Here is a 24,828-nt window from a genome sequence, read left to right as displayed (position 1 = left end):
GCTTGCTGCGCCTGTGGCTTCTGCCGCAACTTGCCTTGATAGCGGATCGTCGGACGCAGCGACTGCGTCGTCGGCGTTGCCATCATCAACTGATGCGCAAGCGGCGCGGCCGCCGGACTCAGCGAGCCGATACTCGTGGCGCGCGACGGATCCGCCAGACCGTTTTTCACGAGCAGCTTCGCCTCGAGTTGCAGACTGGTCAGCAGCACCGGATCCTTCAGCGCATTGCCCTGCGCGAGCAGCTGGCTCCATGCATTGTTGCTGTAGTTGGTCACGTAGTAGTCGAGACCGCTCGGATCGGCGAGCACCGCGGAACAGCCGTTCAGACGCACCTGGGTTTGCGTGTCCTTCATCGCCAGCGTCTTGCGTGAAGTCAGCCCGTCACCGTACGCGAGCGTCAGCGGAATGGTCCACTGCGTACCCGGATACTGATTCTGGTTCGGGAACGGCGCCTGTTTCAGCGTGACCACGGTCTGATTGGTCGTCAGATCGCATTGCGTATCGAGCGAAATCAGAGGTACGCCGGTCTGCCGCACGAAGCTGTCGCCGATCGCCACCATCGGCTGACCGCTAACCTTCGCCAGTTCGTCCCACAGACGTTTCGGCGTGACGTTGCCGAGCGAATAGTCGGCAAGGTACGACTGCAGGCCCTTGCGCATGACTTCTTCGCCGAGATAGTTCTCCAGCATCTTCAGCACGTGACCACCCTTGTCGTACGTGAAGGCGCTCGCGCTCAGCACGAAGTCGTTCGAGGCCCAGCCGTTGAAGTTCGGCTGCACCGGGAACGCGGTGGACCTCAGATCCGCATTGATCACAGCGTACTTGTTCTTCACGTCGTCGACCCAGCTGAAGCGGTCCGGGAAGAAGCGCACCTTGGTCTTGTTCTCGAAGAAGGTCGCGAACGATTCGTTGAGCCAGACGTCGTCCCACCAGTCGAGCGTGACGAGGTCGCCGAACCATTGGTGCGCGGCTTCGTGCGTGAGCACCGTCACGCCGTAATCGGACATGGTGGTGCCGGGCGCCGGCAGAATATCGTCGGCGAATTCGAGAATCGCGCCCCAGTTCTCCATGCCGCCGAAGTTCAGGTCCTTCTGCTCCTTGAACGCGTCGTTGGCCGCGATCGTGTCGAACTTGGTGAGCGGCAACGGAATGCCGGTGTAGCGATAGTAGTAATCGAGCGCCTGCTTGGTTTGCTGCATGGCCGGTTTGGCCCAATCGCGCATGCCGGGCGGTGTGAAGATGCGCAGATGCAGACCTTTGCCGTCGGGCAGCGGGCTTGTGAAGTCGTCTTCGAGAATGTCGAACTGGCCGCCGCCGAAAAACAGCAGATACGACGGCATGGGCGGCGTCTTTTCGAACGACACCAGCTTGTAGCCTGCATCCACGTTGACCGCGGGCTTCTCCGCCGCATTCGAGACCACGTTCCAGTTTTGCGGCACTTCCGCGCTCACCTCGTAGGTCGGCCGGAAGGCCGGCTCGTCCCAGCCGGGGAACCATTGGCGCGCCAGGTTCGATTCGCCTTGTGTGAGAATCGCGCCGCTCGTGGTGCCATCCGTTGACTTCAGATCGACGCGGAACACGCCTTCCGCCGCGGAGCAACCCGGATAGGAATCATCGCCGCAACTGCCGCCGGTCTTCGCGACCGGATCGTCATAAGTCTTGAAGTTGATGATGCCGCTCCACTCCATATGCAGCGAGTAGTTGCCGGCGGCGATCTGCCCGCTCACGGGGCGAAGCTGGTAGAAATCGCCGTCGTCCTGCGGCGTGGCGATCAACGCAATGTTGCCCGGCTGAAGCGTGATCGAGCCATTCGTGAACTTGACCCGGTGCCCGGCGATGGTGATCGCGTTGACCGCCTTCTGCACCTTGATCTGCACGTCGGCCCGGCCATCGAACGAAGACAGCGCGGGATTCGGCCGGAACCAGAGCTTGTAGTTGATCGGCGTAACCGTGTCGGGCAATTCGACCGGTGGCACCGTCTTGTTGATCGATGTGTCCGCAACGACCGGCGCGGCGGGCGGGGTCAGCGCCACCTCGGAGGCAGCCGGCGCGGTCGCGGGTGTCTGCCCGGATTTGCTCGCCAACGACGACGAGCCGTCGCTGCCGCCGCATCCCGCCAGAACCGCAATTCCGGCGAGTGCGAGGCACTGCATCTGCAATCGGAAATTTATACGCATTATTAATCCTCGACTGACAATATCGGTATAAAGAAAGTGCGTTGAGTGGTTCAGCTTGTTTTCTCTGTTTTTCAGAGAAAAAGGTCTCCCGCACTAGCACCGAATTGCTAGCGAGAATATATGGACGTGTTGGCGCCTCAGCACTTGTGGCTGATTTTCAAATCGCGCTACGCGTTTATTACAATTCTTTCACAAAGACAGCTTCGGCCGTTTTTGTCGGCTTTCATTCAATCGTTTAACTGACCGGCAAAGCGGCGGCTTACCTGCGTCTCCGGGCAGATAGCGAAATCCGAGATCAGTTTTTGACGACAGTGCGTAGCCTAGTTTGGCAAACGTTCCCGTGTCAACTTCCTTTCACAAACTTTCTTTCAGCCGGGCAATGCGTATGCGAACCGAATGGCTTCGGTAATGAGGTCGAGTTAATCCTCTAAGACTCGCAATATCGCCGTCAACTACGGGAAAGCTTATTTTTCTTTTCTTCGGATTATGTTATGGCGCGACCATGCAGCTGAATAACCTACGGCGAGGTTTTTAATTTGAACTAGCTGGAGAGTTCAGAAAAGGATTCAGCGCGAATAATGCGCTATCCGTTCACCGCCGCTACGATTCGCGCGCACATGGCCTTGTCGGGTAATGGGCCCGAACCGGCCCGCACATTGTCTGCCATGTATTGCGGACGCCCGGTGCCCGGAATCACCACCGTCACCGCCGGATGCGCGAGCACGAACTTCAGCAGAATCTGCGCCCAACTCGTGCAGCCGATTTCCGCAGCCCACCCAGGCAGCGGCGTTTTGCTGACGCGTGCAAGCAGGCCGCCACCGCCGAAGGGCTGATTGATCACCACGCCAATGCCGAACTCCGCCGCAAGCGGCAAGATGCGCGTCTCCGCGGCGCGGTCGTCCGCCGCGTAGTTGACCTGTACGAAGTCGGGCTTTTCGTTGCGCATGACGGCCGCCACTTCATCGAATGCGCTAGACGTGTAGTGCGTAATGCCGATATAGCGAATCCGGCCGCGCGCTTTCCAGTCGCGCAATGTGGCGAGTTGCGTGCGCCAGTCCAGCAGGTTATGCACCTGCATCAGGTCGATGCGCGGTTGCTGAAAGCGACGCAATGATTCTTCCATTTGCGCGATGCCCGCTTCGCGTCCTTCGGTCCAGACTTTGGTGGCGACGAAGGCTTTATTGTGCGCGTCGAGTTGCGTGAGCAACGCACCGGCGACCGCTTCCGAAGAACCGTACATCGGCGAAGAATCGATCGTCGAACCGCCGGCCTCGAACAGAATGCGCAGAACGCCGGCAAGTTGCGCGCGAGCGGCGGGATCGTTGCCGACATCGAAGGTACGCCACGTGCCGCAGCCGACCACGGGCAGCCGTTCGCCAGTCGCGGGAATCACGCGTTGCGCCATGCGCGGCAACGGCGTCGTGGATTCGGTTTGAGATTGATCTGGCGTTTGCGCCGGGGCCAGCCTCGGCAAAGCAAGCGAAGCCGACAGGCCGATTGCCGTGCTACTCGCTGTGTGCAGAAAACGGCGTCTGCCGGAAAGCCTTGCAGCGTCTTTCGACGAAAGTGCCATGACGTGCCCTCCATTCGCGCGCAATACAGTGACTCTGTACGATACGGCAAATCGGCATGGCACGTTGAGCGCCGGCTAATGCGGCACAGCCGCAAAGTGTTCTACTTGCGCGATCATGCGCAACACCCCGCTAGCGGATGAAGCGACCGCAGATCGGCATGCTGCCAAGCCACGCCATAAAAGACGACTCGCCACGACCTGCCGCCGCGAACTGATCTGCCGCCATGGCGGACCCCGCTGCGGCGCCGATCGCGACGACCACGATCGCGATCCGGCGCAGCCGCCCGCCTCGACCGGCGAGCGAACCCGACACGCTTTGCCAGCTGGACAGCAAGGTCATTGTGAGGGCAACTATCGCGCAGCACATGACGCCTCCTTAAGCATTCGCTGTGGCGCGCTCTGGCCGCGCCGGAAACGGATTGCGCCATGCATCGATCGCGTTCAACTGATCGTGCCAGCGCTGCACTTCCGGAAACTCGTCAAGCGGCATCGCAGCGCTTTTTGCGTACGGCAGCGTGACGCCAACGGAGAAATCCGCGACCGACATGTCATCACCCAGCAGCCACTCGCGCCCCTTCAGATGCTGGTTTAGCACGGCGGCATGTTTGCGAAAAAACCCCTGAGCTTCAGCGACCTTCGAAGGCTCGGGCGCGCCGAGTCCGACCCACGGCTTGATCAGATACTCGAAATAAAGCGAACCCGCGTGCCGGTATAGGTGCTGATTGTTCCAGCTGAACCAGCGCGTGATTTCGATCTGCTGCTGTGCGTCGCGCGGCCACAGTCTGGATTCGGCGCGCTGCGCAAGGTGGCAGATAACCGCATCGGATTCCCAAATGCTCTCATCGCCGTCGACGAGACATGGCACCTTGCCGTTCGGATTGATCGCCAGATAGGCGGGCCTCGTCTGCTCGCCCTTGCGTAGATCGACAAAGACGTATTCGATTGGCAAACCTAAGTACCCAGCCATTGCGCAGGCTTTTCTGGGAGACAGCGTTTCAGCATAGTAGAGCTTCATGGTGGACCTCGATATGCGTTGACTTGCCCGGAATGTGCTTTATTCGCCCGCGTTTTCCAGCTCGGCGAACAGTGCTTCCAGCTTCTCGAATGCACCGCTCCAGCCGGTGCGATGACCGTCGCGCGCGGCTTCGTCGAAGAACTGCGCGTGCGTGAAATTCAGTTCGGTGCCTTCTTCAATCGGGCGAAACCTGATCGTGACCAGCGACCGGCGTTCGGGCAGCGTCACCCACTCCCATGTGAATACGAGTTTGCGGTCTGCTTCGACTTCCTGGTACTCACCGCGGCAGTCGTGCGTTTCGCCATCCAGCGTCTGGAACACCACGCGAAAGCGACCGCCCACGCGAGGGTCCGCTTCGGCACTCAACACCGGTCCGGCGTCGGGCCCCCACCAACGCGCCATCAACTCCGGCCGCGTCCATGCCGCGTAGACTTTTTCGGGCGGTGCCTTGATGCGCCGCACGAGGGTCAGGCTGGGCTTTTCCTCGATCATTCCTCGTCACCCTCCACAAAATCGGCAAGCCGGTCGAGGCTCGCGGACCAGAAGCGTTCATAGCGCCGCAACCACGCCATCGCCTCTTCCATCGGCCCGGGGACCAGTTCCACCGTGACAGTTCGGCCATGCTTCGTGCGCGCCACCAGACCCGCGTCGCTCAGCACGTCGAGGTGCTTCATGACGGCGGGCAGTTTGAGCGGCAACGGACGCGCGATTTCCGTGACCGACAGACCGGGCTCGCGCTCGAGACGCGCGAGGATGGCCCGCCGCGTGGGGTCCACGAGGGCGGAAAACGTACGATCAAGTTGACTGACTGGAGACTTCACCATATGGTGAACTATAGACGCTGAACGCGCGGAGTCAAGGTCGTTTTGGCTAGATCAATCCACGCGTTTGCAACTCGTGTGACAGAGCGTCGACACCGACAAACCTGTGACCCTGCAGTCCCGCATCGATCGCGCCGTTCACGTTGGCGTCCGTGTCATCGACGAACAGCGTTTCGGCCGGTGGTACGCCAAGCTGATCGACGCAACGCAAATAGGTCTGCGGTGCGGGTTTCGCGGCACCGTACAACGCCGATGAATAGACATGCGAGCCGAACAGCCGCGCCACCGGGGGATTGAGATACCCAATGTTATCGGTCAACAACCGGCAATTGTTCGTCAGCACCGCGATGCGGCTGCGTTCGGCGACTTTCGCGGCCAGCGCGAGCGCGTCCTCGTTCGGCGTAAGCGACGCGTGACGGGCAGCAAGCCAGTCGTCGCGGCTGATCGGGTGATTCAACAGAATGCCTAACTCGCGCAAATACTCGTCATCGCCGATCTCGCCTGCATCCGCACGCGCTTCGAGGCCCGAACCCCAGATCGCGTGACGCACGGCTTGCGGCGTACACCCCACGCACGCCGCCAGATGTTCAGCCCGCACGTCACGGTCGTAATAGGACAGAACACCTTCCATGTCGAACAGAACCAGCGTGATGGATGCGGTCATGCTATCGGCCTCACGTCGAAACGTTTCAGGAACGGAGAGACCACACGGCGCAATGACGCCGAACGGTCGCCTCTTTCCATTGTGCCTCGACAAAACCGCCAATGCCTGCAACGAACCCTCGCCGGGACAGGCCAAAAAAAACTTTTCCGCCACAGGAATAAAGCTGCAACACCGCGCGTTCAATAAGCGCAATGACCATCGGTCAGAACAGAGAGGTGTGGCCATGAAATCTGTGCTTAAGGCATTGGGCGTCGCCGTGAGCGGCGTGGCGTTGGTGAGTCTCGTCGCGGCATGCGGCGGTTCCAACTCGGTCAGTATGCAGTCGTATACATCGACGGCGCTCGTATCGGACGGCGCAGTCGCGGCAGCGCATACCGACCCTAACCTGAAAAACGCGTGGGGCGTTGCGTTTAATCCGAAGGGTTTCGTCTGGGTCGCGGACAACGCCACCTCGCGCGCGACGCTTTACGATGGCAACGGCACGCCACAGTCTCTAGTCGTCAGCATTCCGAACGGAACAAACGGGCCGGCGAATCCAACCGGCATCGTCTTCAATGGCACGACGGACTTCGTCGTGACGCAAGGCGGCAAGTCCGGCGTGGGCGCTTTCATCTTTGCTGGCGAAGGCGGCACGATTACGGCGTGGGCTCCGACGGTCGCCCCGACCGCTGCATTCGTCGTGTTCGACAGCGGCAGCAGCGGCGCGGTCTACAAAGGTCTGGCGCTGGCCAGCAACGGCGGCGCCAACTTTCTCTACGCCACCGACTTTCACAACAACAGAATCGACGTATTCGACAGAAGCTTCACGAAGGTTGCAACGTCGGGCAAGTTTCAGGATGCGTCGATACCGGCAGGCTTTGCGCCGTTCGGTATTCAGGCAATCGGCGCGAAGCTCTTCGTGACCTACGCCAAGCAGGACGCAGAGGCGCACGACAACCTCGACGGCGCCGGCCTCGGTTTCGTCGATATCTTCGATACGGCAGGCAACCTGCTGCAGCGTTTCGCTTCGGCGGGCGCGCTGAATGCGCCGTGGGGAATCACGCAGGCGCCAGCCAATTTTGGACGGTTTAGCGGCGACGTGCTGGTTGGGAACTTCGGCGACGGCACGATCAACGCCTTCGATCCGGTCAGTGGTCAATCGCTTGGCGCGATCAATCTGCCTGACGGAAGCGCGTTCGTCCAGCACGGTCTGTGGGGCATCGCGTTCGGTAACGGGCTCAGCAATCAGCCGGTCAATACGCTGTTTTTCGCGGCCGGTCCGAATGACGAAGCGAACGGGGTTTATGGACGCATCGACGTGAAAATGTGACGAGCGGCGCGCGGGAGCGCTTGCCGCGGCGCATGGGTAAGCGACGCGGCTAGCTCTTCACGCTGCGCAATGCATACGCGGACAACGACGCGAGCCGCCCTACGCTCAGCATCCTCGCGATCCGCTTCAGGGCGTGGCGCACGCGGCCACGCACATGCGCGACGCGCATGTGGCGCCAGAAACGGTCCGGCACGAAATCGTCAAAACGCGCTTCCTTTTCGAGCAACGCCTTGCCACCCGGCAAATGGACGAATGAACAGCAGCGAAACCACCGCACGTCTCGATAGTTGTTGCCTGGCCAATGACGACCTACCGCCTGATATGCGCCGACCTCGATCAGCACCTGCCCTTCGTCGCCCAGCGCATTGAGCGCGGCCGAGATGAACGCTTCGTCGCCGTGATGCCTCAGACGCGCGCTTTCACTGAGGTAGCGTGCGTAACTGGCTCGCGCGCGCGGCACCAGCCGACGCAGCGAAGCCGGCGTCGCAAGCATGAACTCGCCGCCATACCAGCGAGGATTTTTGAGCCGGCGGTCAGCGACGATTTCCAGATCCGCGACCACACGCTCGCTGCCGTAGGCCGGAAAGACCTGATCCGAAATGTCGAATACGCCGAGGCCGGCTTGCGCGCATCGCTCGATCAGGTCGGGCGCGAGCGGCAGCAGGGCCACCATGTCGGCGTCGAGCAATAGCATCATCGTGTCGGCGGGTAGAGTCGCCGCGACCTGATCCATCAGATCGAGTTTGAAATGCGCGGCGTAGAACGGCGTGTTCTTCGGTAGCTCGATCGTCGCCGTAAGTGTCGCTACTGCCGGCCGGTTCGCCGCCGGCATACTTTCCAGACGGCGCGCGACGAGCACCGGCGCGTTGGTCATGATGGTCAGGGTCGGCATGCCCACGCGCCGTAAGCTGTTATTCAGGCAGATCGCCTGGCTTACGTACGAGAGCGGATCGCGATTCGTCGAGTTGGGGCCCGGCTCCGCATCGACATCCACATAAACGAGAGTGCAAGGAAAAAGATTCACGTTGTTCCTCACCATGCGCTAGCGACAGATCGCCTTCTGGCGCGCCGCCGTTGCTGTCGGAGGTTGATCTATATGTTCTTGCCTTGAGGTGGAACTGCCCCACAAGGTGCGCAGTATTGGAAACCGCGGTTCGAGCCATCTCGCCATCAGATTCGAACCGGGTGCGAAGATCTGCGGCGATGGAGTCGGATGAGCCGGGGCGCAGATATCACGTTTGAACTATCGTTTCACGTCCTTGCATTGCCTTTCCGCCAAAAAGCAGAGAGACGCGACGCGTGAGCCGCCGAGGTCCACATGGACCGTGGGCTTCTCGCAATAATTGCAGATGCATGATTGAGCGTCCGCGAATAACTTACTTGTTAGCTACCTGCACACGCGTTTTTTCGGATTGCCGCCGTGGGCCGCTTGCGACGCTAAAGTCCCATGATTGCCTGATTCCGGCGTGCCCGCCTCCGCTTTGCGTTTTATCGAAAAAGAAAACAGGCGCCTCAATAGCTCGGCAGCAATGTGTTGTCTAGACAAACACCGCTTTGCGGCGCCAGCGCAGTCGCAATCAACCTAGCGATGTTGCGGCTGGCCGCATCGGCCTGAAGAACTGGCGAATGTCGGCGGCAAGCAAATCCGGTTTTTCCATCGCTGCGAAGTGTCCGCCCGCCGGCATGTCGGTCCATTGCACGACATTGAAAGTTCTTTCGAGCCAACTGCGCGGCGGATGATTGATTTCCTTCGGAAAGTGCGCAAAGCCGACAGGCGGCACAACACGTTGTCCTTCGGCGAAGCGCATCGGCTGCAGACGGTTTTCCCAGTACATCTGAATCGCCGTGCCGATACATTGGGTGTGCCAGTAGAGCGAGATGTTAGTGAGCAGTTCGTCCTTCGAAAACACACTCTCGACGTCGCCTTCGCAATCGCTCCATGCGCGAAACTTCTCTGCGATCCATGCCGCCAGTCCCACAGGCGAATCATTGAGCGAGGCTGCCAGCGTCTGTGGTTTGGTGGTGTGCATGTGCGCATAGCCGCCTTCGAGCGCGGCCCATTCGTTCTTCTCCCGCAAGAATCTTTCCTCTGCCGCCGTGAGCGGCATCTGCGCCGCGCCGATGGCCGGCTCATACGAACTCGGCAGGAAGTTGAGATGAATGCCGTCCACGACTCGCGGATGCCGCGCGGCAAGCGCGATCGACACGCCAGCGCCGAGATCGCCGCCTTGCGCGCCGAAGCGCTCGTAACCGAGGCCGTGCATCAGCGACGCCCACACGTCCGCCACCTGAAACGCGGACATGCCAGGTTGAGCGGGCGCCTGCGAGAACGTGAAGCCGGGCAGCGAAGGCACGACGACATCGAAGGCGTCGGCGGAATCGCCACCGAACGCGGCCGGGTCGCACAAGCGGTCGAGCAACGCATGGAACTCCATGAATGATCCCGGCCAGCCATGCGTGATCACCAGCGGATAAGGCGCGGGACCCACGCCGCGCCGGTGCACGAAATGCACGCGCTGACCCTGTACATTGGCGAAAAACTGGGGCTGTCGATTCAAGCCGCGCTCGGCCGCGCGCCAATCGAAATGCCCGGCCCAATACGCGGCCAGTTCGCGCAGCCACGTCGCGTCGATGCCCTGCTGCCAGGCTGGCGACGGCATTGCCGGCGCCCAGCGGGTCGCGCGAATACGCTGACGAAGATCATCGACGTCATGATCCGCAATGGCAATCTGAAACGGTTCTATCTGCATGGCAAGTCGTCCGGCGCAGCGGGAAGGTTAGCGTGCTCGCCTGACTCGACAACGAACTTCGCACACGCCGTTCAACGAGGAGGCTGAGTTAGCCGGCTGAGTCACGGCATTGAGTCATCGAGCGAGCACAGGGCAAACTGCATGGTACACAATGGCGCATTTTCTGTTTTGCGTCCTGGAGACTGCCATGCTTGGAGCGCTCGCTGTTCTGCTCACCTTCCAGTGCCTCGGCGAAGGTGTTTCGTATGTGTTCCACATACCGGTGCCCGGGCCCGTGATCGGCATGCTGCTGTTATTCGGCTTCCTCATGCTGCGCCCGCAATCCGCCGATGCGATCGAGCCGACCGCGCTCGAATTACTGCGCCATCTGTCCTTACTGTTCGTTCCGGCGGGCGTCGGCATCATGGTGTCGGCGAGCCGGATTCGTGGCGACGCCGTCGCGGTGATCGTCTCCATTGCCGTTAGCACGTCTCTCGCCATTGCCGTGGCGGCGCTCGTCACGCGCGCGCTGATGCGCCGCCAGCGCCGCGATCCATCCGTTACGGAGGCCGTGTAATGACCGCCATTCCGAAGCTCGGCGCCATCTGGGTCTATCTCGCCGCGACTCCCTTGCTCGGGCTGACGATCACGCTGATCGCCTACCTCATCGCCCAGGCCATCTATGCGAAGGCGCGCTTCAATCCGCTTGCCAATCCCGTGCTGATCGCGGTGGCGCTGCTGGTCGCGCTGCTCGAAGTGACGCGCACGCCCTACGCGACCTACTTTGAAGGCGCGCAATTCGTCCACTTCCTGCTCGGTCCCGCGACGGTGGCGCTCGCGCTGCCACTCTACCGGCAGTGGCCGAAACTGCGCCGCTCCGCATTGCCGCTGATCGGCGGGCTCGTCGCCGGGTCATTGACGGCCATCGTTTCGGCGGTCGGCGTGGCTGCGCTGTTCGGCGCGTCGCATCAAACGATCGCGTCGCTTGCGCCGAAATCGGCGACCACGCCGATCGCGATGGCGGTCGCTTCCGAGATCGGCGGCATTCCCTCGTTGACGGCCGTGCTCGTCATTTCGACCGGCGTATTCGGCGCCGTGTTCGCGCGCGCCATTCTCAACGCCCTGCGTATCGCGGAACCCGAGGTGCGTGGTTTCGCGCTGGGTATCGCGTCGCATGGCATCGGCACGGCGCGCGCTTTTCAGGTGAGCGAGGAAATGGGCGCGTTCGCCGGCCTGGGCATGGGGCTCAACGGCGTGTTCACCGCGTTCGTGGTGCCGGTGTTGATGCCGCTCGCGGCGCGGTGGGTGATTGGGTGAGTCGCTGAGCGACTGAATGCTGACTGGCCGGTTAAATGATGCTGAAACCGCCGACTGGCTGCAAGGCTCGCCGGCCGCCTCCTGGCATGCACCTGCCGTTGGCTGGATAATGACGGCTTCCCTCACCGACTGAACGGAGTTTGCTGCGATGTCTGCCTATGAATCCAAAGTGCCGCGCGTGCTGTTGACGAACGACGACGGTATCGACGCGCCCGGCCTCGCCGTACTCGAAGCGGTCGCTGCCGAGCTTGCGCACGAAGTCTGGGTGGTCGCGCCCGAGCACGATCAGAGCGGCACGTCGCATTCGATTAGCCTGCATTCGCCGCTACGGGTGAGCCGCCAGGGCGAGCGACGTTTCGGCGTGGCGGGCACGCCCGGCGATTGCGTCGTGATGGGCGTACGCCACCTGATGCGCGACGCGCCGCCCACGCTGATTCTTTCCGGCATCAATCGCGGCGGCAATCTCGGCGTGGAAACGATGTTCTCGGGCACTGTCGGCGCCGCCATGACGGGGCTGCTGCTGGGGTTGCCGTCGTTCGCACTGAGCCAGACCTTCAGCAACCGCGACAACGTGCGCTGGGACACGGCTCGCGCGCTCGCGCCCGGCGTGATCCGCCAGTTGCTCGCCATTGAGCATGCCGCGCCCACCTGCCTGAACATCAACTTCCCCGATGTCGACGCGGCCCACGCCGGCCCACTCACGCCGACCCGCCAGGGCGTCGGGCTCGTCGAAGATATCGACGTGTTGCCGCAAGTCGATCCACGCGGCATGGCCTATCACTGGTTGCGCTTTCAACGGGGCGCACGCGCGAACGATCCCGACAGCGAAACGGCCGTGGTGGCGTCAGGACGCGTGTCGGTCACGCCGCTCGCCTTCGACCGCACCGACGAGCCCATCTTCGCGCGGCTCGCGGCTTCGTTGAGTTAGCCCTTCAATATATGGCCGATAGTCAGCGGTTCAGCGCATGGCCAATCGTCCGTCTCCCTGGCCTTACGGACGTGGCGCGCCGGTGATGCTCGGCGCGCCACCTGGACCCGCGGGATCGGGATTGCCGAACGCGGGAAGGCTGCCGTTCTCACGGGCACGCTCGATCTCCGCGCGCACCTGTGCACGCGTTTTCGGGCCGCCGTCCGTTTTCAGCACCGCGTTGCCCGCAGACGTGGACTGGACCACCGGCGTTGACAGCACCGTGGTTTGCGCCGTCAGTTCGGCTTGCGGGCGCGCTGGTGCTGTGGGTACCTCCAGCGGCGCTTGCGGCGCGGGTTGGATAGATAGTGCCGGCGCGGCAACGGGCGCGCTGATCAAGCTCGGCGGCGCATTCAGCGCTGCAGCTGGAGTCGACGGTTGGCCGACCGCAGGCGGTCCACCGGTGACCACCGCCCTCGCGTTCGGCGCGCTACGGCTGTCGAGGCCTGCCACCAGTTTGTCCAGCGCCGCCTGACTCCTGACATGATTCGACGCGTAATGGGTTGCTTCGCGGGAGGCAACTCGGATATCGCGCGACCGGCCGTGTCTTATCGATGACGACGACGTTCGTGCCGCCTTCGAAGCAGGTTGCAGCGTCTTCTCGACACGGTCTACCGTCGTTGCGTGCTGCGCATTATCGGCACGCGCCTGCACTTCTCTTTGCAGTGCGCGCACCTGAGCATCGTCCTGATGTGCGGAACGAGCCGCGTCCAGTTGCGCCTGCGCGCCGGCAAGATCGTTGCGTTGCAGACTGTCGCGCGCCGCCTGCAGGCTCGTGGCGGTGGTGCCGGTCGTGCCCGTCGCGCTCGTTGCATCGCTGCGAGCAGCAGCCGGTCCGGATATCACCGCACCACTGGTGGTGTCGCCGCGCGTTTGATGAACTGGCGCTTCATTGCGCGCCGTGTCGAATTCGTCCGTCGACAGCCACGGTTTGGCCGCATGCGAGACATATGCCGCGATTGCAACAGCGCTGACGACGAGTCCTGTAAGAACGATCTTCCTGGGTTCGCTATGCATGGGATGCCCCCTTCCAGTCGTGGAGCGTGCGCGGTTGCGAGTTTTGCAAATGCGCCCGAAATCATCAGAGGGTAGCGGCGATCGTGCACGCAGTGCCGCCGCGACGACCGCAAATTCGCGGCCGCAAGGTCCGGCCGAATAAGGCACCTACGAAAGCGCGCGCGAACTGGATGCGTCCATTTTCTATTTATATGCTTCGGACGTCGAATTGTCCGATGGCGCCTATTCTGTTGGCCTAAAAGGACTGGTTGCGCTGCTTTCTTAGGATGATTACTGGAACTGCGAAACGATACAGAATCGTAGCGTTTGCGGCGGGCTAGTGTGAGACCTGCTATATGCGCGACTCCTCTCTCTCCCTGCGTGCCGCGTGTCGCGCCGGCAATCGAACTGCCGACAATCAGCGCGATGCCGAACATCGACCTGGCGCCGATCGTCTCGCCCTACTCCATATAGCCAAACAGGGCCGCCCGTCCGGTGCCCGCGTGGTTGTACGGCGAGCGTGCCGACTGCGCCGCCAGCGTCGATGAAAAACGGATCATGACTGCGTCCTCGTCAAGGATCGACCACGAACACGACAGCGACCCGATCCGCATACCCGCCCTTCCTGACTTCGCTTAGCGCGATCTTCGCCGCCGAACAATCCGGGGGAAGTACTGATACAGGTCTGCGGAATTAATAATATTATTCATATCGATTTCCGCATCCGTAGGCGACAACGAGGCCAACAACGCCTCTGCTATTGACTCTATCAAAACTCAATAATAATTATGACCATCAATTAAGCGGGGACATCAGGAGATACAGGTGCGCAATTACCTTGTGCTTGCGGCGCTCGCCATGCTGGGCGCTTGCGGTGGCAATGACGGTTCGCCGAACGCGACGGCCTCGGCGAACAAGCAGGCAACGGCGATCGATGCCACAGCAGCCACAGCGGCCTCAGCCGCGTCGGGCGCTTCGGCGGCCTCGGCCGCGGCGCTGGCCGACACGGCCAACGTCGAAAGCGAATTCAGGGCCGCGAAGGCCATTCCGGTCGGCATGAAGACAACGACCCCGCCGCTCGTGATCGCCGACCCCACGCTCAACCTTCCGCCCTACACGCCGCCGGCGCCGCCCGCGCCGGTTTCGACCACCACGCTCTCGTTCGGCGACTTCACGAACTACCTCGCACCGGGATCGACGCAAGGCTGGGGCCCCGGCGCCAACAACTCCACCATCACCATCCCCGCGCCGCCCACCAACGGCACTGGCGCGGGCGACAAAACAGTGGCGCTCGCCAGCACCTATGCCACCGCGTCTTACGAAGCGGACGTGACGGTCAGCGCGCCGGTCGGCAGCGGCGCCGCGAACGCGGGCTTTATCGTGCGCACCACGAATCCGACAGCCGGCGGTCCCGACAGCCTGACCGGCTACTACATCGGCCTCGACACGGGCACACATTCGTTGGTGGTTGGCCGTCAGAACAACAACTGGACCAACTTCATCGCGTATCCGCTCAGTACGATCGTGGGCGGCAGCACGCACCATCTGAAGGTCACGACGAGCGGCACGGCCATCACCGTCGACCTCGACCAGCAGCGCGTGATCAGCGTGAACGACGCCACCAACGCCCTGCCCGCCGTGTTCCAGTCGGGCAGCTTCGGGCTGCGACGTTTCGGCGTCGGCGCGACGTTCAGCAACATGACGATCCGCACGTACCCGACCGTGAAGTCGCCGAGCTACGACTTCTCCAAGGTGGTCGGCGCGGTCTACACGCCGTCCAATGCGGTGAACGCAATCGACTTCTGGCAGAACTACGATCCGGAGATCGTCAACCGCGAATTGACGTATGCGCAGACCTACGGCATGAACACGATTGCGGTCTACCTGCACTATCTCGTGTGGGCGAACGATCGTGTGGCGTTCCTGAGCAAGTTCGAGAACCTGCTGAAAATCGCCGCGCGTCATGGCATCAAGGTCTCGCCGATCTTCTACGACGACTGCTGGAACCCCACGCCGCAATACGGCCCGCAACCGGCGCCGGTCTGGGGCGTGCACAACAGCCAATGGGTTCAGTCGCCCGGCACGCCGGTGGAACAGGCGTATTTCCAGCCGACGGCGGCCAACTCCGCCATCACGTACAAGGCGAGTCTGGCGAGCTACATCACCGACTTCGTCGCGCCGCATCGCAATGACCCACGCATCATCTTCTGGGAAACGATGAACGAGCCGGGTTGCAGCGGCAATGGTGCATTGCAGGAAACGCGCGCGGTGCTGATGAACGACGCGCGCATCGCCATCCTGAACGCAGGCGCTACTCAGCCGATCAACGCACCGCAGGTCCAGGAGGACGAAGGCACGTACTTCTCCGACTTCTATGCGTTCCATCCGTACGGCAACCCGTACACGGGTCCGGTGAACGGCAGCAATGTCAGCGCCTTGAATTCCGAAACGCTGCAACGGGGCTTTGCTGGCACCACCGGTCAAACCATGCCCGGCATCGTCTCGAACTACGGCGGCAGCACGGGCTTTATCGTGTGGGAGTTGATGATCGGCCGCACCAACACGCGCTTCCACTGGGGCCAGGTGCCGGGCGCGCCCGCCACGGTCGAACCGGCCACACCCTTCCAGGGGACGATCTATCCGGACGGCCATCCGTGGCAGACCTCGGAGACTCAGGCGTTGACAGGTGGTTTCAACGTGAAGCTGCCGGTGCTGCAGGTCGGCTACTACAACGACCCGACCTTCGCGAGCGCGCCCGTCAAAACCTCGATCACGCCATTGATCGACTTCGACCTGAACACCGAGCGCGGCACCGATTCGCCTGACGCTTCCGCGGGCATCAACGCCACGAACTACGGGGTGCGTTGGTCCGGGGCAATCCAGGCGGCGCAGGACGGGCTCTACACGTTCTCGATCGACAGCGACAACGTGGCGCGCCTGTGGATCAACGGCGTGAAGATCATCGACAAGAAGACTGCGACGCAATCAACCGTGAGCGGCAAGACCTGGCTCGCCGCGAAGCAGCGCGCGTCGATCAAGGTCGAATACGTGCACGGCACGGGAGCGGCGAGCATGCATCTGCTGTGGTCGAATCCGGCGGCGAGCAATCCTGGCGCACTGCGGATCGTGCCGTCCGATCCGCTCGTGACGTCGAACTGAAAGAGGTCCTGAGTCAGCCGGCCGGCAGCGGATGAAACACCGCCGGTCGGCCGGTGCAGCGCAGCGGCGTGTCCGGTTGGCGCGCTGAAGACAGGAAAACGGGTGCAGTCCGCCATGTTTTAGCCGGGCGGCCGCGGCAGATCAAAATACTGTATAAAAACACAGTATAATGACTTGCCCTGACCGCCCGTCTCCTCCTGATCGTGCGGCGGTTGCCCGCCAATCCCGGAACCATGGTGTCCCAGCAAGCCCTGTTCGCGCCCGAGCCTGTCTCCCTCGTTCATGACGAGGAAGGCGGAATTCGCTATTTGCCCGAGTCGATTCCCGCCGCCACGGCGCAGCAGTGGTTCCAGGAGGCACTGAAGAACATCGGCTGGCTCAGCCAGCAGCGCATGATGTACGACCGCGAGGTCGCCGTACCCCGCCTGCTTGCCACCTTCGCGCGCGAAGCCGGTGATCTGCCCGCGCCGCTGGGCGAAGCCTTCGAGGCCGTTCGCGCGCTCTTGGGTGCGCCGTTCAATCGCGTCGGACTCAACCTCTATCGCGACGGCAGCGACAGCGTCGCGCTTCATAGCGACAAGACAGACAAGCTCGTGGCCGCCCAGCCGATCGCCATCGTCTCGCTAGGCGCGAGCCGCCGCATGACGATCCGCCCGAAGGCAGGTTCCGGCCGGATCGTACATATCGAACTGGAGCCCGGCAGTTGCCTCGTCATGAGCTATGCGTCGCAATTCACGCATGAGCATGGCATTCCCAAGCTCGCGGACGTGACCGGCCCGCGCATCAGCCTCGCATTTCGCTGCTTCGCCGGCTAACCGGCGAGGGGCGAGCGCAGGGCGAGCGCGGCTCATCCACTCAGCGTTGCGCCTCCTGCTCGATTGTCGGGTAGTCGATATACCCTTCGGCGCCGCCGCCATACAGCGTGCCTTGATCGGGCTCGTTCAACGGTGCGCCGCTCTTGAGACGGGCCACCAGGTCGGGATTGGAGATGAACGGCCGCCCGAAGGCGATCAGGTCCGCCCGCTTCGCCTTGAGCGTTCGTTGCGCGAGCTCCATGTCGTAGCCGTTGTTGGCCATGAAGAGGCCGTCGAACGCCTCGCGCAGAACCTGCAGATCGAAGCCGCCGGGCACTTCGCGCGAGCCGCCTGTGTCGCCCTCGATCACGTGCAGATACACCAGCTTGCGCGCATTGAGCTGCTGCACGACATGTTTGAAAAGCGGCTCGGGATTGCTGTCGGCAATATCGCCGAAACTGCTGAGGGGTGAAATCCGCACGCCCACCCGCTCGCCGCCCCACACGCCCGTCACGGCATCGGCCACTTCGAGCAGGAAACGCGCTCGATTTGCGATTGAGCCGCCGTATTGGTCGGTACGCCGGTTGGTCTTGTCGCGCAGGAACTGGTCGAGCAGGTAGCCGTTTGCCGCGTGAATTTCCACGCCGTCGAAACCGGCGGCCTTCGCGTTTTGCGCAGCGACCCGATATTGCTCGACGATGCCCGCTATTTCCGACGTTTCGAGCGCACGAGGGGTGACGAGCGGCACGAAGCCTTCGTCGGTATAAGCCTGGCCTTCCGGCTTGATCGCCGAGGGCGCTACCGGCAACGCGTTGCCCGGCTGCAAGGACGGATGCGAAATGCGGCCTACGTGCCACAGTTGCAGGAAGATATGCCCGCCTTTCTCATGCACCGCGTCGGTAATGCGCTTCCATGCCTGCACCTGGGCGTCGGTATAGATGCCGGGCGTGAACACATAGCCTTTGCCTTGCGGCGATATCTGCGTCGCCTCCGCAATGATCAGCCCCGCCGACGCGCGTTGCGCGTAGTACTCGATGGCGAGTTCGCTCGGCACATCGCCCTCTTTTGCGCGGCTGCGCGTGAGCGGCGCCATCACGATGCGATTGGGCAATTGCAGCGGTCCCAGCTTGACGGGTTCGAACAGGTAACTATCGATACGCGCGGAATCAGTGGACATGGCACTCCCTGGAAGTAGAGGCAAAACATGACAAGGCCGCCCGGCAGTCCTGCCGGGCTTTCGTGTCGGGCTTTAGTGTATTTGGCGCCGGAATTGGCTTGCCAGACGAACGGTAATCAACAGGCACAAGGAGCAGTGACAGCAAGATGCGGACCGCGGCGCGTCAGACCAGCGCGATCTTGCCTGTTGCCAGATCGTAAATGCCGCCGACCACCTTGACCTTCCCGCTCTTCACATACGGCCCGATGAGCGGTTTGGACACAGTCAGCCGGTTGGTGTTCAACCTCACGTTCTCGATCGTGGTTTGCGCAACGAGATCGGCGCCGTGCTCCGCCTGCGCGATCCGCACGGCCGGCCTGATTGCGCGGACCAGTTCCGGAAGGTGGCCGGGCAGCCGGGCGCCCTCCTGAAGCACCTTGACCGCGGCGCCCACCGCGCCACACTGCGTGTGTCCAAGCACCATGATGAGCGGCACGCCGAGGAATTCGACGCCGTACTCGAGGCTCGCGAGAATATCGTCGTTGACGAAGTTGCCCGCTACGCGCACCACGAACAGATCTCCCGGGCCCTGATCGAAAGCCAACTCCGGCGCGACACGCGAGTCCGCGCATCCGACGATAGCGGCAATCGGATATTGCGCCGAGACGCGTGCCGCGCGGCCAGCGGAATAGTCCTTGTTGGAAGACGTATTCGCGGCGTAGCGGGCGTTGCCCTGCATGAGCCGGTCGAGCGCTTGCGCAGGTGGAATCGAATTCGGTGCGTTGCCGACGGCCGGCTGCGCCGCCCTCGCATCGCGTCGCGACAAGCCTGCCAACGTGATCGACGACGCACCGGCCAGCAGCAAGTTCCGCCGCGCAGGAGAAGACAGATGACGCTCGCACATGGCTCGCCTCCTATGTCACGCGCAATGCAGCGGCACCATCCGAATGGGTCTGAATCGTGAAAGCCTGGTGGCGCACGGGCAACGTCTCATCGTGCGCCTCACAGGTTCAAACTTCAAGTTACACGGCGTAGATGTCCGGGTTGTCCACCAGCGGCAAGAACTCGCCGGTGCGCCCGTCGAGCGCGAGCATCACACCGCTTTTGATGTCGAAGATCCAGCCGTGCAGATTCAGCTTTTTGTTCGCGAGTCCGACGGCCACCGAAGGATGCGTACGAATGTTCGCGAGCTGTGCGATCACGTTGTCTTTGACCAACGCCTCCAGGCACTCCGCATCCGAATGATAGGTGCGCGATGCGTTGATGGCTTTGGCCGCATCCGCGTGACGCAGCCAGCTTGCCACGGCCGGCAGATGGTCCAGATTCGTGCAGGTGGAGATCGCCGTCATCGCGCCGCAATTGGAGTGGCCGCAGATCACGATATCGCGAACGCCCAGCACGGCCACCGCATACTCGACGGTGGCCGAAACGCCGCCCGGCTCCGGACCATAAGACGGCACGATGTTGCCCGCATTGCGGATCACGAAAAGCGATCCGGGCTCTGTCTGCGTGAGCAGTTCCGGTACGACGCGGCTGTCCGAGCACGTCACAAAAAGCACGCTGGGACTTTGCGCCGCCGACAAACGTTTGAACAAGGCGCTCTGCTGCGGAAAGACTTCGCGTTGAAAGCGGATCAAACCCTCGATGATTTCCTGCACGGTGTTCTCCAAGATCGAAGAATAAGCCTGCAGCGCCCTCGACGAGCGACGATAGCACTGCAGGCGGCCTATTCGCGCGACTATACCGCAGCCGGGTACTCGTCGACCACCCATGCACGAACGGCAACGATGTGCCGCCGCCATCCTGCCTTCATCCGCCTCGCCAAATAAAAAAGCCCCAGCTGTCTCCAGCCGGGGCAAACTCTCTCGCTCGCACACCGGGAACCGTGCGTGCATGACTACTTTACCGGCGCCGCCGAAGCGGATATATACGCCACGCTGGAAGAGTCCTTTCCAACCCTACCCGAGGCGCGCAGCGTTGCGCTCATGCGTCGATCGGCGGGCGGACTCGTGCGCATCGTCACACACCCGTACAACGCATCAGCGCAACGCAGCCCGTGATATCGAACCTCGTTGCGCCTCACCGCACGACTGGAGCGAGCCGGTCGCATCAACGGCTGTACATGGCGTTCCAGTCGGTGGCGGATACCGCCGGACGGCCGCTTTGCGACGCACCCGCCACGCTGCCGCCGTAACCGCTGTTGCCACCGTTACGCGCGGCGGCGCGGGCTTCCGCGGCCTGAATCGCGTCGGGGTAATGGGCTCCGTCGCCGTCGCCGACGTGATAGCCGACCTGTTCGAGCTGAACCAGTTCGGCGCGCACCTGTGCGCGTGTGAGGCCGGAATTCGATTGGGCAAAAACCGTGGCCGAAGCGGCCAGCGAGGCAACGATAACGACGGCCTTGATCAGGGACTTCATGATGAAACTACCTCCGATAATTGATGATGAGCGGCGCTTCGAATCACTCTCCGCGCAAGCGCTGAACTCAATATAGGAGCCGTATCCTCGTAGAATAACGGCCGCCCACCGAAGGGATTGTTGTTGAATCTGGAGAAATCGCCGGCCGCGCGGCGCGCGATATCGAGCGATATCACGCAGTGCGCGGCCGGGCAATCGTCACGCTCAGAAGCGTGCGCGCAGGCCCACGGTGCCCACGACCTGGTTGCCCGTCGAAGACGCGCCGCCGGCCGTATTGATGAACGCGGTGTAGCCCGTGCCGCTGACGTGCTGGTACATCGCTTCGGCGTAGACGTCGGTGCGCGTCGACAGCGCATAGACGGCCTGCAGGTTCACCTGATTCCATTTCGGATCGGAGCCGTAGGTCGACGTGCCGCCCACGTGCGCGTCCGTGTAGGTGTAAGCCGCACCGAGCGTCACCGCCGGGGTGACGGCGTACTTGCCGTTCACTTCGTAGTTGTCGAAGCGCATCGAGCCGTGCGTCGCGCCGAACGACGCCGTGTTCTGGAACTGGCTATGCGTGTAGACAAAGCCGGCCGTCACCGGGCCGAAGCCGTAGCTCAACGCGGCGCCGGCCGTACGCTGCACATCGGCGCCGAGCCGGAAGCCGCCCGTGCCGTTGGCCGTGGACTCGCCGAGATCGACCGCGCCACCCGTGTTGGTGGTCGAGTTCGAACCATTGATCTGCAAGTAGCCCGCGGCAGCCTTGAACGGGCCGTTGGCATAACTCACGCCCGCGCTGTAGGCACGATTGATCGCGAAATCGGTGTTGTTCGAAAACGCGTACAGGCCGCCGAACTTCAGGCCGGCATAGTTGGCGCTCATGTACTTCACGGCATTGCTCATCCGTACCGAGTGGTTCAGATTGTCGTTGTCGAACGGGTGGGCGAAACCGGTATCGCCGAAGGTGCCCGCCGTGCCCGAGAGCGGCGCGACGAAGTCGACCAGCGAGTCGTACTGCCGGCCGAGCGTGACCGCGCCGTACTCCTTGTTGCTCAGGCCGACATACGCCTGACGCCCAAACATGCGGCCGTTCTGGCCGAGCTTGCCGTTCTGCACGTTGTAGCCGTTTTCGAGCACGAAGATCGCCTGCAGGCCGCCGCCGAGATCCTCGGCACCGCGCAAGCCAAAGCGGCTGCCGTTGATATTGCCGCTCGTCGCCTGCACCAGCGCACCTTGCGAGCCGCCCTTCTTCACGTTGTTGGTGTACATCACGCCTGCGTCGATGAGGCCATACAGCGTGACCGAACTTTGCGCGTGCGCGGCGGTGGCGGCGAGGCCCACGAATGCCGCGACTGCGGCGGAAATCTTTTTCACGTCAATGCTCCTGCGTAGCTGGAATGTCATGTTGAACAGCGACGCGAGTATAGAAACGCGAACGGCCAAAACGAACGTTCACGCTCTGGAGCAGACCTTTACGAAATCTCTAAGAATCCGTCATCTAAATGCAGCAATCGAGACGCGCCGCGCCCGGACGGGTGTTTGAACGCTCAAGACGCGCGCAGGTTGGGGTTGCGCGCAATGAAAGGGTTGCAAGGTAACAACAGCCGTGCGCGGCTGGCTGAACCATGGCATGGATGATCAGAGACCAGACGGTTACCGCCAATCTGGCTGGCGAGCCCGGCCTGTGCACCGGACTCGCCGTCAATCAGACACCTGGCCGGCAAGGCCTCAGTTGAAGTCGCCGGTTTCGAGTTCCACGGACTGTCCGCCGTTTTTCTCCAGCACGCGCCGTGTAGCGTTTTCAATCCGCGCGCGATTCGCCTCGAAGGTATTGACGAGGTTGTGGGCCGACGGACCGTCGTTGCCGAAATGGTCGTTCAGCGCATCCAGCGACACGCTGCACCAGACGTCTGCCCCGTCGACATTGGCTTCGAAGGCGACGCGCGCCGCTGCCACCACTTCGCGGCGTCCGGTGAATTCGATCCTCATAATGACCCTCCATGTGTCGAAAGAAACCATCAATCGCGCAAACGCTGTGCCAAGGCGGCGTGGTTTTACCGGGCCGCCAGGCTCAAGCGCATATTCCCGCCAGGGTGCATACTCGACACCTGCCGTCCTCGTGCGGCCGCGCTGAAGCGTCGCGGCGTGTGCCAACCTGTGTGGCCGATTCATGGCCACGCTGCCCGACGTGTCTAACATCCTAATACTAACTTCCGGCCCATGTCCCGCAACCCTCAATCGTCGCGTGCACTCGTCATTGCCGCCGTCATGGCGTCCATGGCGATGGTCGCCATCGAAGCCACCATCGTTTCCACCGCCATGCCGCAGATCGTCGCGCAACTCGGCGATCTGCATCTGTATAGCTGGGTCTTCTCGTCGTTCCTGCTCACGCAGACGGCGATGACCGTGGTGTTCGGCAAACTCGCCGATCTGTACGGCCGCAAGCCGGTCGTACTGGCCGGCATCGCGATCTTTCTGATCGGTTCGGTGCTGGCCGGCTTCGCCTGGTCGATGCCGGCCATGATCGCGTTCCGCCTGATTCAGGGCGTCGGCGCGGGGGCGATCCAGCCGGTCACGCTGACCATCGTCGCCGACCTCTATCCCGCGCGCGAACGCGGCAAGGTGCAGGGCTACCTCGCGAGCGTCTGGGCCATTTCGGCGGTGGTGGGTCCGATGGTGGGCGGCTTCATCATTCACAACATGTCGTGGGCATGGATCTTCTGGATGAACGTGCCGATCGGCCTCGCCTCCGCGGCGGGCTTCATCGCGTTCCTGCGCGAATCGGAACGGCATGCGCGCCCGTCGATCGACTTCGGTGGCGCGGCGCTGTTCATGGCGGCGATCGCCGCGCTCATGATGGCGCTGACCTACGCCGGCGACGACATGGTGTCGCGCGCCGCGCTGGCGGGCGGCGTCTTCGTGCTGTGCGTGCTGCTGTTCGTGTGGCAGGAACGCCGCGCAGCCGAGCCGATGATTTCCTTCGCACTGTGGAGCCGCCGGCCGATTGCCGCCTGCAACGGCGCAACCTTGCTGTCCGGCATGATCCTGATGGGCGCCACCACGTTTTTGCCGATGTACGTGCAGGGCGTGCTGCATCGCTCGCCGGTGATCGCCGGCCTCGCACTGACGATGATGATGGTGGGCTGGCCCGCCGGCGCCACGTTCGCGGCGAAGTCGTTTCAGCGCCTCGGCTTGCGGCGCATTCTGATCGGCGGCAGCGCGTCCATTCCGCTCGGCGCGGTATTGCTGCTGTTTCTGTCGCCCGGCGGCTCGCCGCTCGTCGCCGCGTTCGCCTCGCTCATCATGGGCTTCGGCATGGGCACCTCGAGCGTCAGTTCGCTGGTGCTGATTCAGGAGATCGTCAGAATGGAAGAACGCGGCAGCGCCACCGCGTCGAATCTGTTCTCGCGCAATCTCGGCAGTACGTTGGGCGCGACGCTGTTCGGCGCGGTGCTCAACTTCGGATTGAGCCACGCAAAAGGAGTCGCCGTGGTCACGTCGGATCAGTTGAAAGCGCTGCTGCAAAATCAGGCCGCCAGTCTCGGCAACAGCGAGATGATCCGCATGGTGCTGCATCAGTCGCTGCACCTGACCTTTCTCTCGATCTTCGTGATCGGGATCTTCGTGGTCGTGCTGCTCGCATTCGTGCCTGCGATCAGCATCGGGACGGAAAAGAAGGTGCCGCTCGAGGCGTTCTCGCCGCTGGAGGACTGACATGCATTTCCGTTTGGATCGGGTTCATGACGCTCCG

General features: G+C 62.5%; 24 protein-coding genes. 8 read left to right on the top strand and 16 right to left on the bottom strand.

Going from position 1 to position 24,828, the window contains the following annotated elements; genetic code table 11:
• From P0D71_RS21270 to P0D71_RS21240, 7 genes are all read right to left on the bottom strand, one after another.
• A partial coding sequence (locus P0D71_RS21270; protein ID WP_408481958.1) for a M1 family metallopeptidase occupies window positions 1-2,177 on the bottom strand: 2,177 nt, incomplete at its 3' end.
• 583 nt (window positions 2,178-2,760) lie between these two features.
• Entirely contained in the window at window positions 2,761-3,750 is a 990-nt protein-coding gene (locus P0D71_RS21265) for an aldo/keto reductase (protein ID WP_408481956.1), read from the bottom strand.
• 130 nt (window positions 3,751-3,880) lie between these two features.
• On the bottom strand, window positions 3,881-4,090 hold the full coding sequence (locus P0D71_RS21260) for a hypothetical protein (protein WP_408481954.1): 210 nt from the start codon (window positions 4,088-4,090) through the stop codon (window positions 3,881-3,883).
• 36 nt (window positions 4,091-4,126) lie between these two features.
• Window positions 4,127-4,765, bottom strand: coding sequence for a glutathione S-transferase family protein (locus P0D71_RS21255; protein WP_408481952.1), 639 nt, complete (start codon window positions 4,763-4,765; stop codon window positions 4,127-4,129).
• A gap of 39 nt (window positions 4,766-4,804) precedes the next feature.
• The gene (locus P0D71_RS21250) at window positions 4,805-5,257 is read right to left on the bottom strand and encodes an SRPBCC family protein (protein WP_408297665.1); all 453 of its coding nucleotides are present in this window, start codon (window positions 5,255-5,257) and stop codon (window positions 4,805-4,807) included.
• Window positions 5,254-5,589 (bottom strand): ArsR/SmtB family transcription factor, encoded by a 336-nt coding sequence (locus tag P0D71_RS21245; RefSeq protein ID WP_408187937.1) that lies wholly within the window; start codon window positions 5,587-5,589, stop codon window positions 5,254-5,256. The genes P0D71_RS21250 and P0D71_RS21245 overlap by 4 nt, the downstream gene beginning before the upstream one ends.
• Before the next feature lie 46 nt (window positions 5,590-5,635).
• Window positions 5,636-6,250, bottom strand: coding sequence for an HAD family hydrolase (locus P0D71_RS21240; protein ID WP_408481950.1), 615 nt, complete (start codon window positions 6,248-6,250; stop codon window positions 5,636-5,638).
• A 223-nt stretch (window positions 6,251-6,473) separates the two neighbouring features.
• Between P0D71_RS21240 and P0D71_RS21235 the strand changes: the two genes are divergently transcribed.
• Window positions 6,474-7,559, top strand: a complete 1,086-nt coding sequence (locus P0D71_RS21235; RefSeq protein ID WP_408297661.1) for a TIGR03118 family protein — start codon at window positions 6,474-6,476, stop codon at window positions 7,557-7,559.
• Between the two features lie 49 nt (window positions 7,560-7,608).
• Here the strand turns inward: P0D71_RS21235 and P0D71_RS21230 are convergent, their stop codons facing one another.
• The gene (locus P0D71_RS21230) at window positions 7,609-8,583 is read right to left on the bottom strand and encodes a hypothetical protein (protein ID WP_408481948.1); all 975 of its coding nucleotides are present in this window, start codon (window positions 8,581-8,583) and stop codon (window positions 7,609-7,611) included.
• A gap of 553 nt (window positions 8,584-9,136) precedes the next feature.
• Window positions 9,137-10,309, bottom strand: coding sequence for an epoxide hydrolase family protein (locus P0D71_RS21225; RefSeq protein ID WP_408481946.1), 1,173 nt, complete (start codon window positions 10,307-10,309; stop codon window positions 9,137-9,139).
• A 187-nt stretch (window positions 10,310-10,496) separates the two neighbouring features.
• On the opposite strand from P0D71_RS21225, the gene P0D71_RS21220 reads away from it, so the two are divergent.
• The 3 genes from P0D71_RS21220 to surE all read left to right on the top strand — a co-directional run bounded on the left by P0D71_RS21220 (window position 10,497) and on the right by surE (window position 12,533).
• Window positions 10,497-10,865 carry a CidA/LrgA family protein gene (locus P0D71_RS21220; protein ID WP_408187414.1) on the top strand — a complete coding sequence of 123 codons (369 nt, stop codon included), beginning with the start codon at window positions 10,497-10,499 and terminating at the stop codon, window positions 10,863-10,865.
• Window positions 10,865-11,605: an LrgB family protein gene (locus tag P0D71_RS21215; RefSeq protein ID WP_091808206.1), complete on the top strand. Its 741-nt coding sequence runs from the start codon at window positions 10,865-10,867 to the stop codon at window positions 11,603-11,605. Before P0D71_RS21220 ends, P0D71_RS21215 begins: the two co-directional genes overlap by 1 nt.
• 148 nt (window positions 11,606-11,753) lie before the next feature.
• Window positions 11,754-12,533 (top strand): 5'/3'-nucleotidase SurE, encoded by a 780-nt coding sequence (gene surE / locus P0D71_RS21210; protein WP_408297657.1) that lies wholly within the window; start codon window positions 11,754-11,756, stop codon window positions 12,531-12,533.
• Between the two features lie 63 nt (window positions 12,534-12,596).
• Here surE and P0D71_RS21205 read toward each other — a convergent pair whose 3' ends face one another.
• A complete protein-coding gene (locus P0D71_RS21205) occupies window positions 12,597-13,589 on the bottom strand; it encodes a DUF4148 domain-containing protein (protein WP_408297655.1) in 993 nt (330 codons plus the stop codon).
• An 804-nt stretch (window positions 13,590-14,393) separates the two neighbouring features.
• Here P0D71_RS21205 and P0D71_RS21200 point away from each other — a divergent pair.
• Together P0D71_RS21200 and P0D71_RS21195 are read left to right on the top strand one after the other, a co-directional pair.
• Window positions 14,394-16,727 (top strand): PA14 domain-containing protein, encoded by a 2,334-nt coding sequence (locus P0D71_RS21200; protein ID WP_408481944.1) that lies wholly within the window; start codon window positions 14,394-14,396, stop codon window positions 16,725-16,727.
• A gap of 233 nt (window positions 16,728-16,960) precedes the next feature.
• Window positions 16,961-17,542 carry an alpha-ketoglutarate-dependent dioxygenase AlkB family protein gene (locus P0D71_RS21195; RefSeq protein WP_408297651.1) on the top strand — a complete coding sequence of 194 codons (582 nt, stop codon included), beginning with the start codon at window positions 16,961-16,963 and terminating at the stop codon, window positions 17,540-17,542.
• 40 nt (window positions 17,543-17,582) lie between these two features.
• Here the strand turns inward: P0D71_RS21195 and P0D71_RS21190 are convergent, their stop codons facing one another.
• The 3 genes from P0D71_RS21190 to P0D71_RS21180 form a co-directional block, all read right to left on the bottom strand.
• A complete protein-coding gene (locus P0D71_RS21190) occupies window positions 17,583-18,698 on the bottom strand; it encodes an alkene reductase (RefSeq protein ID WP_408481943.1) in 1,116 nt (371 codons plus the stop codon).
• Window positions 18,699-18,861: 163 nt separating this feature from the next.
• Window positions 18,862-19,581 (bottom strand): carbonic anhydrase, encoded by a 720-nt coding sequence (locus P0D71_RS21185; protein WP_408481942.1) that lies wholly within the window; start codon window positions 19,579-19,581, stop codon window positions 18,862-18,864.
• A 118-nt stretch (window positions 19,582-19,699) separates the two neighbouring features.
• Window positions 19,700-20,335: a carbonic anhydrase gene (locus P0D71_RS21180; protein WP_091808191.1), complete on the bottom strand. Its 636-nt coding sequence runs from the start codon at window positions 20,333-20,335 to the stop codon at window positions 19,700-19,702.
• Between the two features lie 231 nt (window positions 20,336-20,566).
• Between P0D71_RS21180 and P0D71_RS21175 the strand changes: the two genes are divergently transcribed.
• On the top strand, window positions 20,567-20,737 hold the full coding sequence (locus tag P0D71_RS21175) for a hypothetical protein (protein WP_408297645.1): 171 nt from the start codon (window positions 20,567-20,569) through the stop codon (window positions 20,735-20,737).
• Between the two features lie 49 nt (window positions 20,738-20,786).
• Here P0D71_RS21175 and P0D71_RS21170 read toward each other — a convergent pair whose 3' ends face one another.
• The 3 genes from P0D71_RS21170 to P0D71_RS21160 all read right to left on the bottom strand — a co-directional run bounded on the left by P0D71_RS21170 (window position 20,787) and on the right by P0D71_RS21160 (window position 23,066).
• Complete coding sequence (locus tag P0D71_RS21170) at window positions 20,787-21,095, bottom strand: DUF4148 domain-containing protein (RefSeq protein WP_408481940.1); 309 nt, start codon at window positions 21,093-21,095, stop codon at window positions 20,787-20,789.
• Between the two features lie 204 nt (window positions 21,096-21,299).
• On the bottom strand, window positions 21,300-22,451 hold the full coding sequence (locus P0D71_RS21165) for a porin (protein ID WP_091808187.1): 1,152 nt from the start codon (window positions 22,449-22,451) through the stop codon (window positions 21,300-21,302).
• Window positions 22,452-22,805: 354 nt separating this feature from the next.
• Window positions 22,806-23,066 (bottom strand): DUF1488 family protein, encoded by a 261-nt coding sequence (locus P0D71_RS21160; protein WP_091808185.1) that lies wholly within the window; start codon window positions 23,064-23,066, stop codon window positions 22,806-22,808.
• Between the two features lie 231 nt (window positions 23,067-23,297).
• On the opposite strand from P0D71_RS21160, the gene P0D71_RS21155 reads away from it, so the two are divergent.
• A complete protein-coding gene (locus tag P0D71_RS21155; RefSeq protein WP_408346082.1) occupies window positions 23,298-24,791 on the top strand; it encodes an MDR family MFS transporter in 1,494 nt (497 codons plus the stop codon).
• Window positions 24,792-24,828: the final 37 nt, after the last annotated feature.

It is taken from the genome of Paraburkholderia sp. RL17-383-BIF-A (assembly GCF_046028015.1).
In the GTDB taxonomy this organism is placed as follows: domain Bacteria; phylum Pseudomonadota; class Gammaproteobacteria; order Burkholderiales; family Burkholderiaceae; genus Paraburkholderia.
This window is presented reverse-complemented; position numbering and strand designations above follow the sequence as displayed.

Excerpts from the sequence above, each read along its gene's own strand:
- P0D71_RS21245 (WP_408187937.1), bottom strand. The coding sequence starts at position 5,589 with ATGGTGAAGTCTCCAGTCAGTCAACTTGATCGTACGTTTTCCGCCCTC.
- P0D71_RS21185 (WP_408481942.1), bottom strand. The coding sequence starts at position 19,581 with ATGTGCGAGCGTCATCTGTCTTCTCCTGCGCGGCGGAACTTGCTGCTG.
- P0D71_RS21155 (WP_408346082.1), top strand. The coding sequence starts at position 23,298 with ATGTCCCGCAACCCTCAATCGTCGCGTGCACTCGTCATTGCCGCCGTC.
- surE (WP_408297657.1), top strand. The coding sequence starts at position 11,754 with ATGTCTGCCTATGAATCCAAAGTGCCGCGCGTGCTGTTGACGAACGAC.
- P0D71_RS21255 (WP_408481952.1), bottom strand. The coding sequence starts at position 4,765 with ATGAAGCTCTACTATGCTGAAACGCTGTCTCCCAGAAAAGCCTGCGCA.
- P0D71_RS21170 (WP_408481940.1), bottom strand. The coding sequence starts at position 21,095 with ATGAAGTCCCTGATCAAGGCCGTCGTTATCGTTGCCTCGCTGGCCGCT.
- P0D71_RS21225 (WP_408481946.1), bottom strand. The coding sequence starts at position 10,309 with ATGCAGATAGAACCGTTTCAGATTGCCATTGCGGATCATGACGTCGAT.
- P0D71_RS21265 (WP_408481956.1), bottom strand. The coding sequence starts at position 3,750 with ATGGCACTTTCGTCGAAAGACGCTGCAAGGCTTTCCGGCAGACGCCGT.
- P0D71_RS21235 (WP_408297661.1), top strand. The coding sequence starts at position 6,474 with ATGAAATCTGTGCTTAAGGCATTGGGCGTCGCCGTGAGCGGCGTGGCG.
- P0D71_RS21260 (WP_408481954.1), bottom strand. The coding sequence starts at position 4,090 with ATGACCTTGCTGTCCAGCTGGCAAAGCGTGTCGGGTTCGCTCGCCGGT.
- P0D71_RS21250 (WP_408297665.1), bottom strand. The coding sequence starts at position 5,257 with ATGATCGAGGAAAAGCCCAGCCTGACCCTCGTGCGGCGCATCAAGGCA.
- P0D71_RS21190 (WP_408481943.1), bottom strand. The coding sequence starts at position 18,698 with ATGTCCACTGATTCCGCGCGTATCGATAGTTACCTGTTCGAACCCGTC.
- P0D71_RS21160 (WP_091808185.1), bottom strand. The coding sequence starts at position 23,066 with ATGAGGATCGAATTCACCGGACGCCGCGAAGTGGTGGCAGCGGCGCGC.
- P0D71_RS21205 (WP_408297655.1), bottom strand. The coding sequence starts at position 13,589 with ATGCATAGCGAACCCAGGAAGATCGTTCTTACAGGACTCGTCGTCAGC.
- P0D71_RS21215 (WP_091808206.1), top strand. The coding sequence starts at position 10,865 with ATGACCGCCATTCCGAAGCTCGGCGCCATCTGGGTCTATCTCGCCGCG.
- P0D71_RS21195 (WP_408297651.1), top strand. The coding sequence starts at position 16,961 with ATGGTGTCCCAGCAAGCCCTGTTCGCGCCCGAGCCTGTCTCCCTCGTT.
- P0D71_RS21220 (WP_408187414.1), top strand. The coding sequence starts at position 10,497 with ATGCTTGGAGCGCTCGCTGTTCTGCTCACCTTCCAGTGCCTCGGCGAA.
- P0D71_RS21240 (WP_408481950.1), bottom strand. The coding sequence starts at position 6,250 with ATGACCGCATCCATCACGCTGGTTCTGTTCGACATGGAAGGTGTTCTG.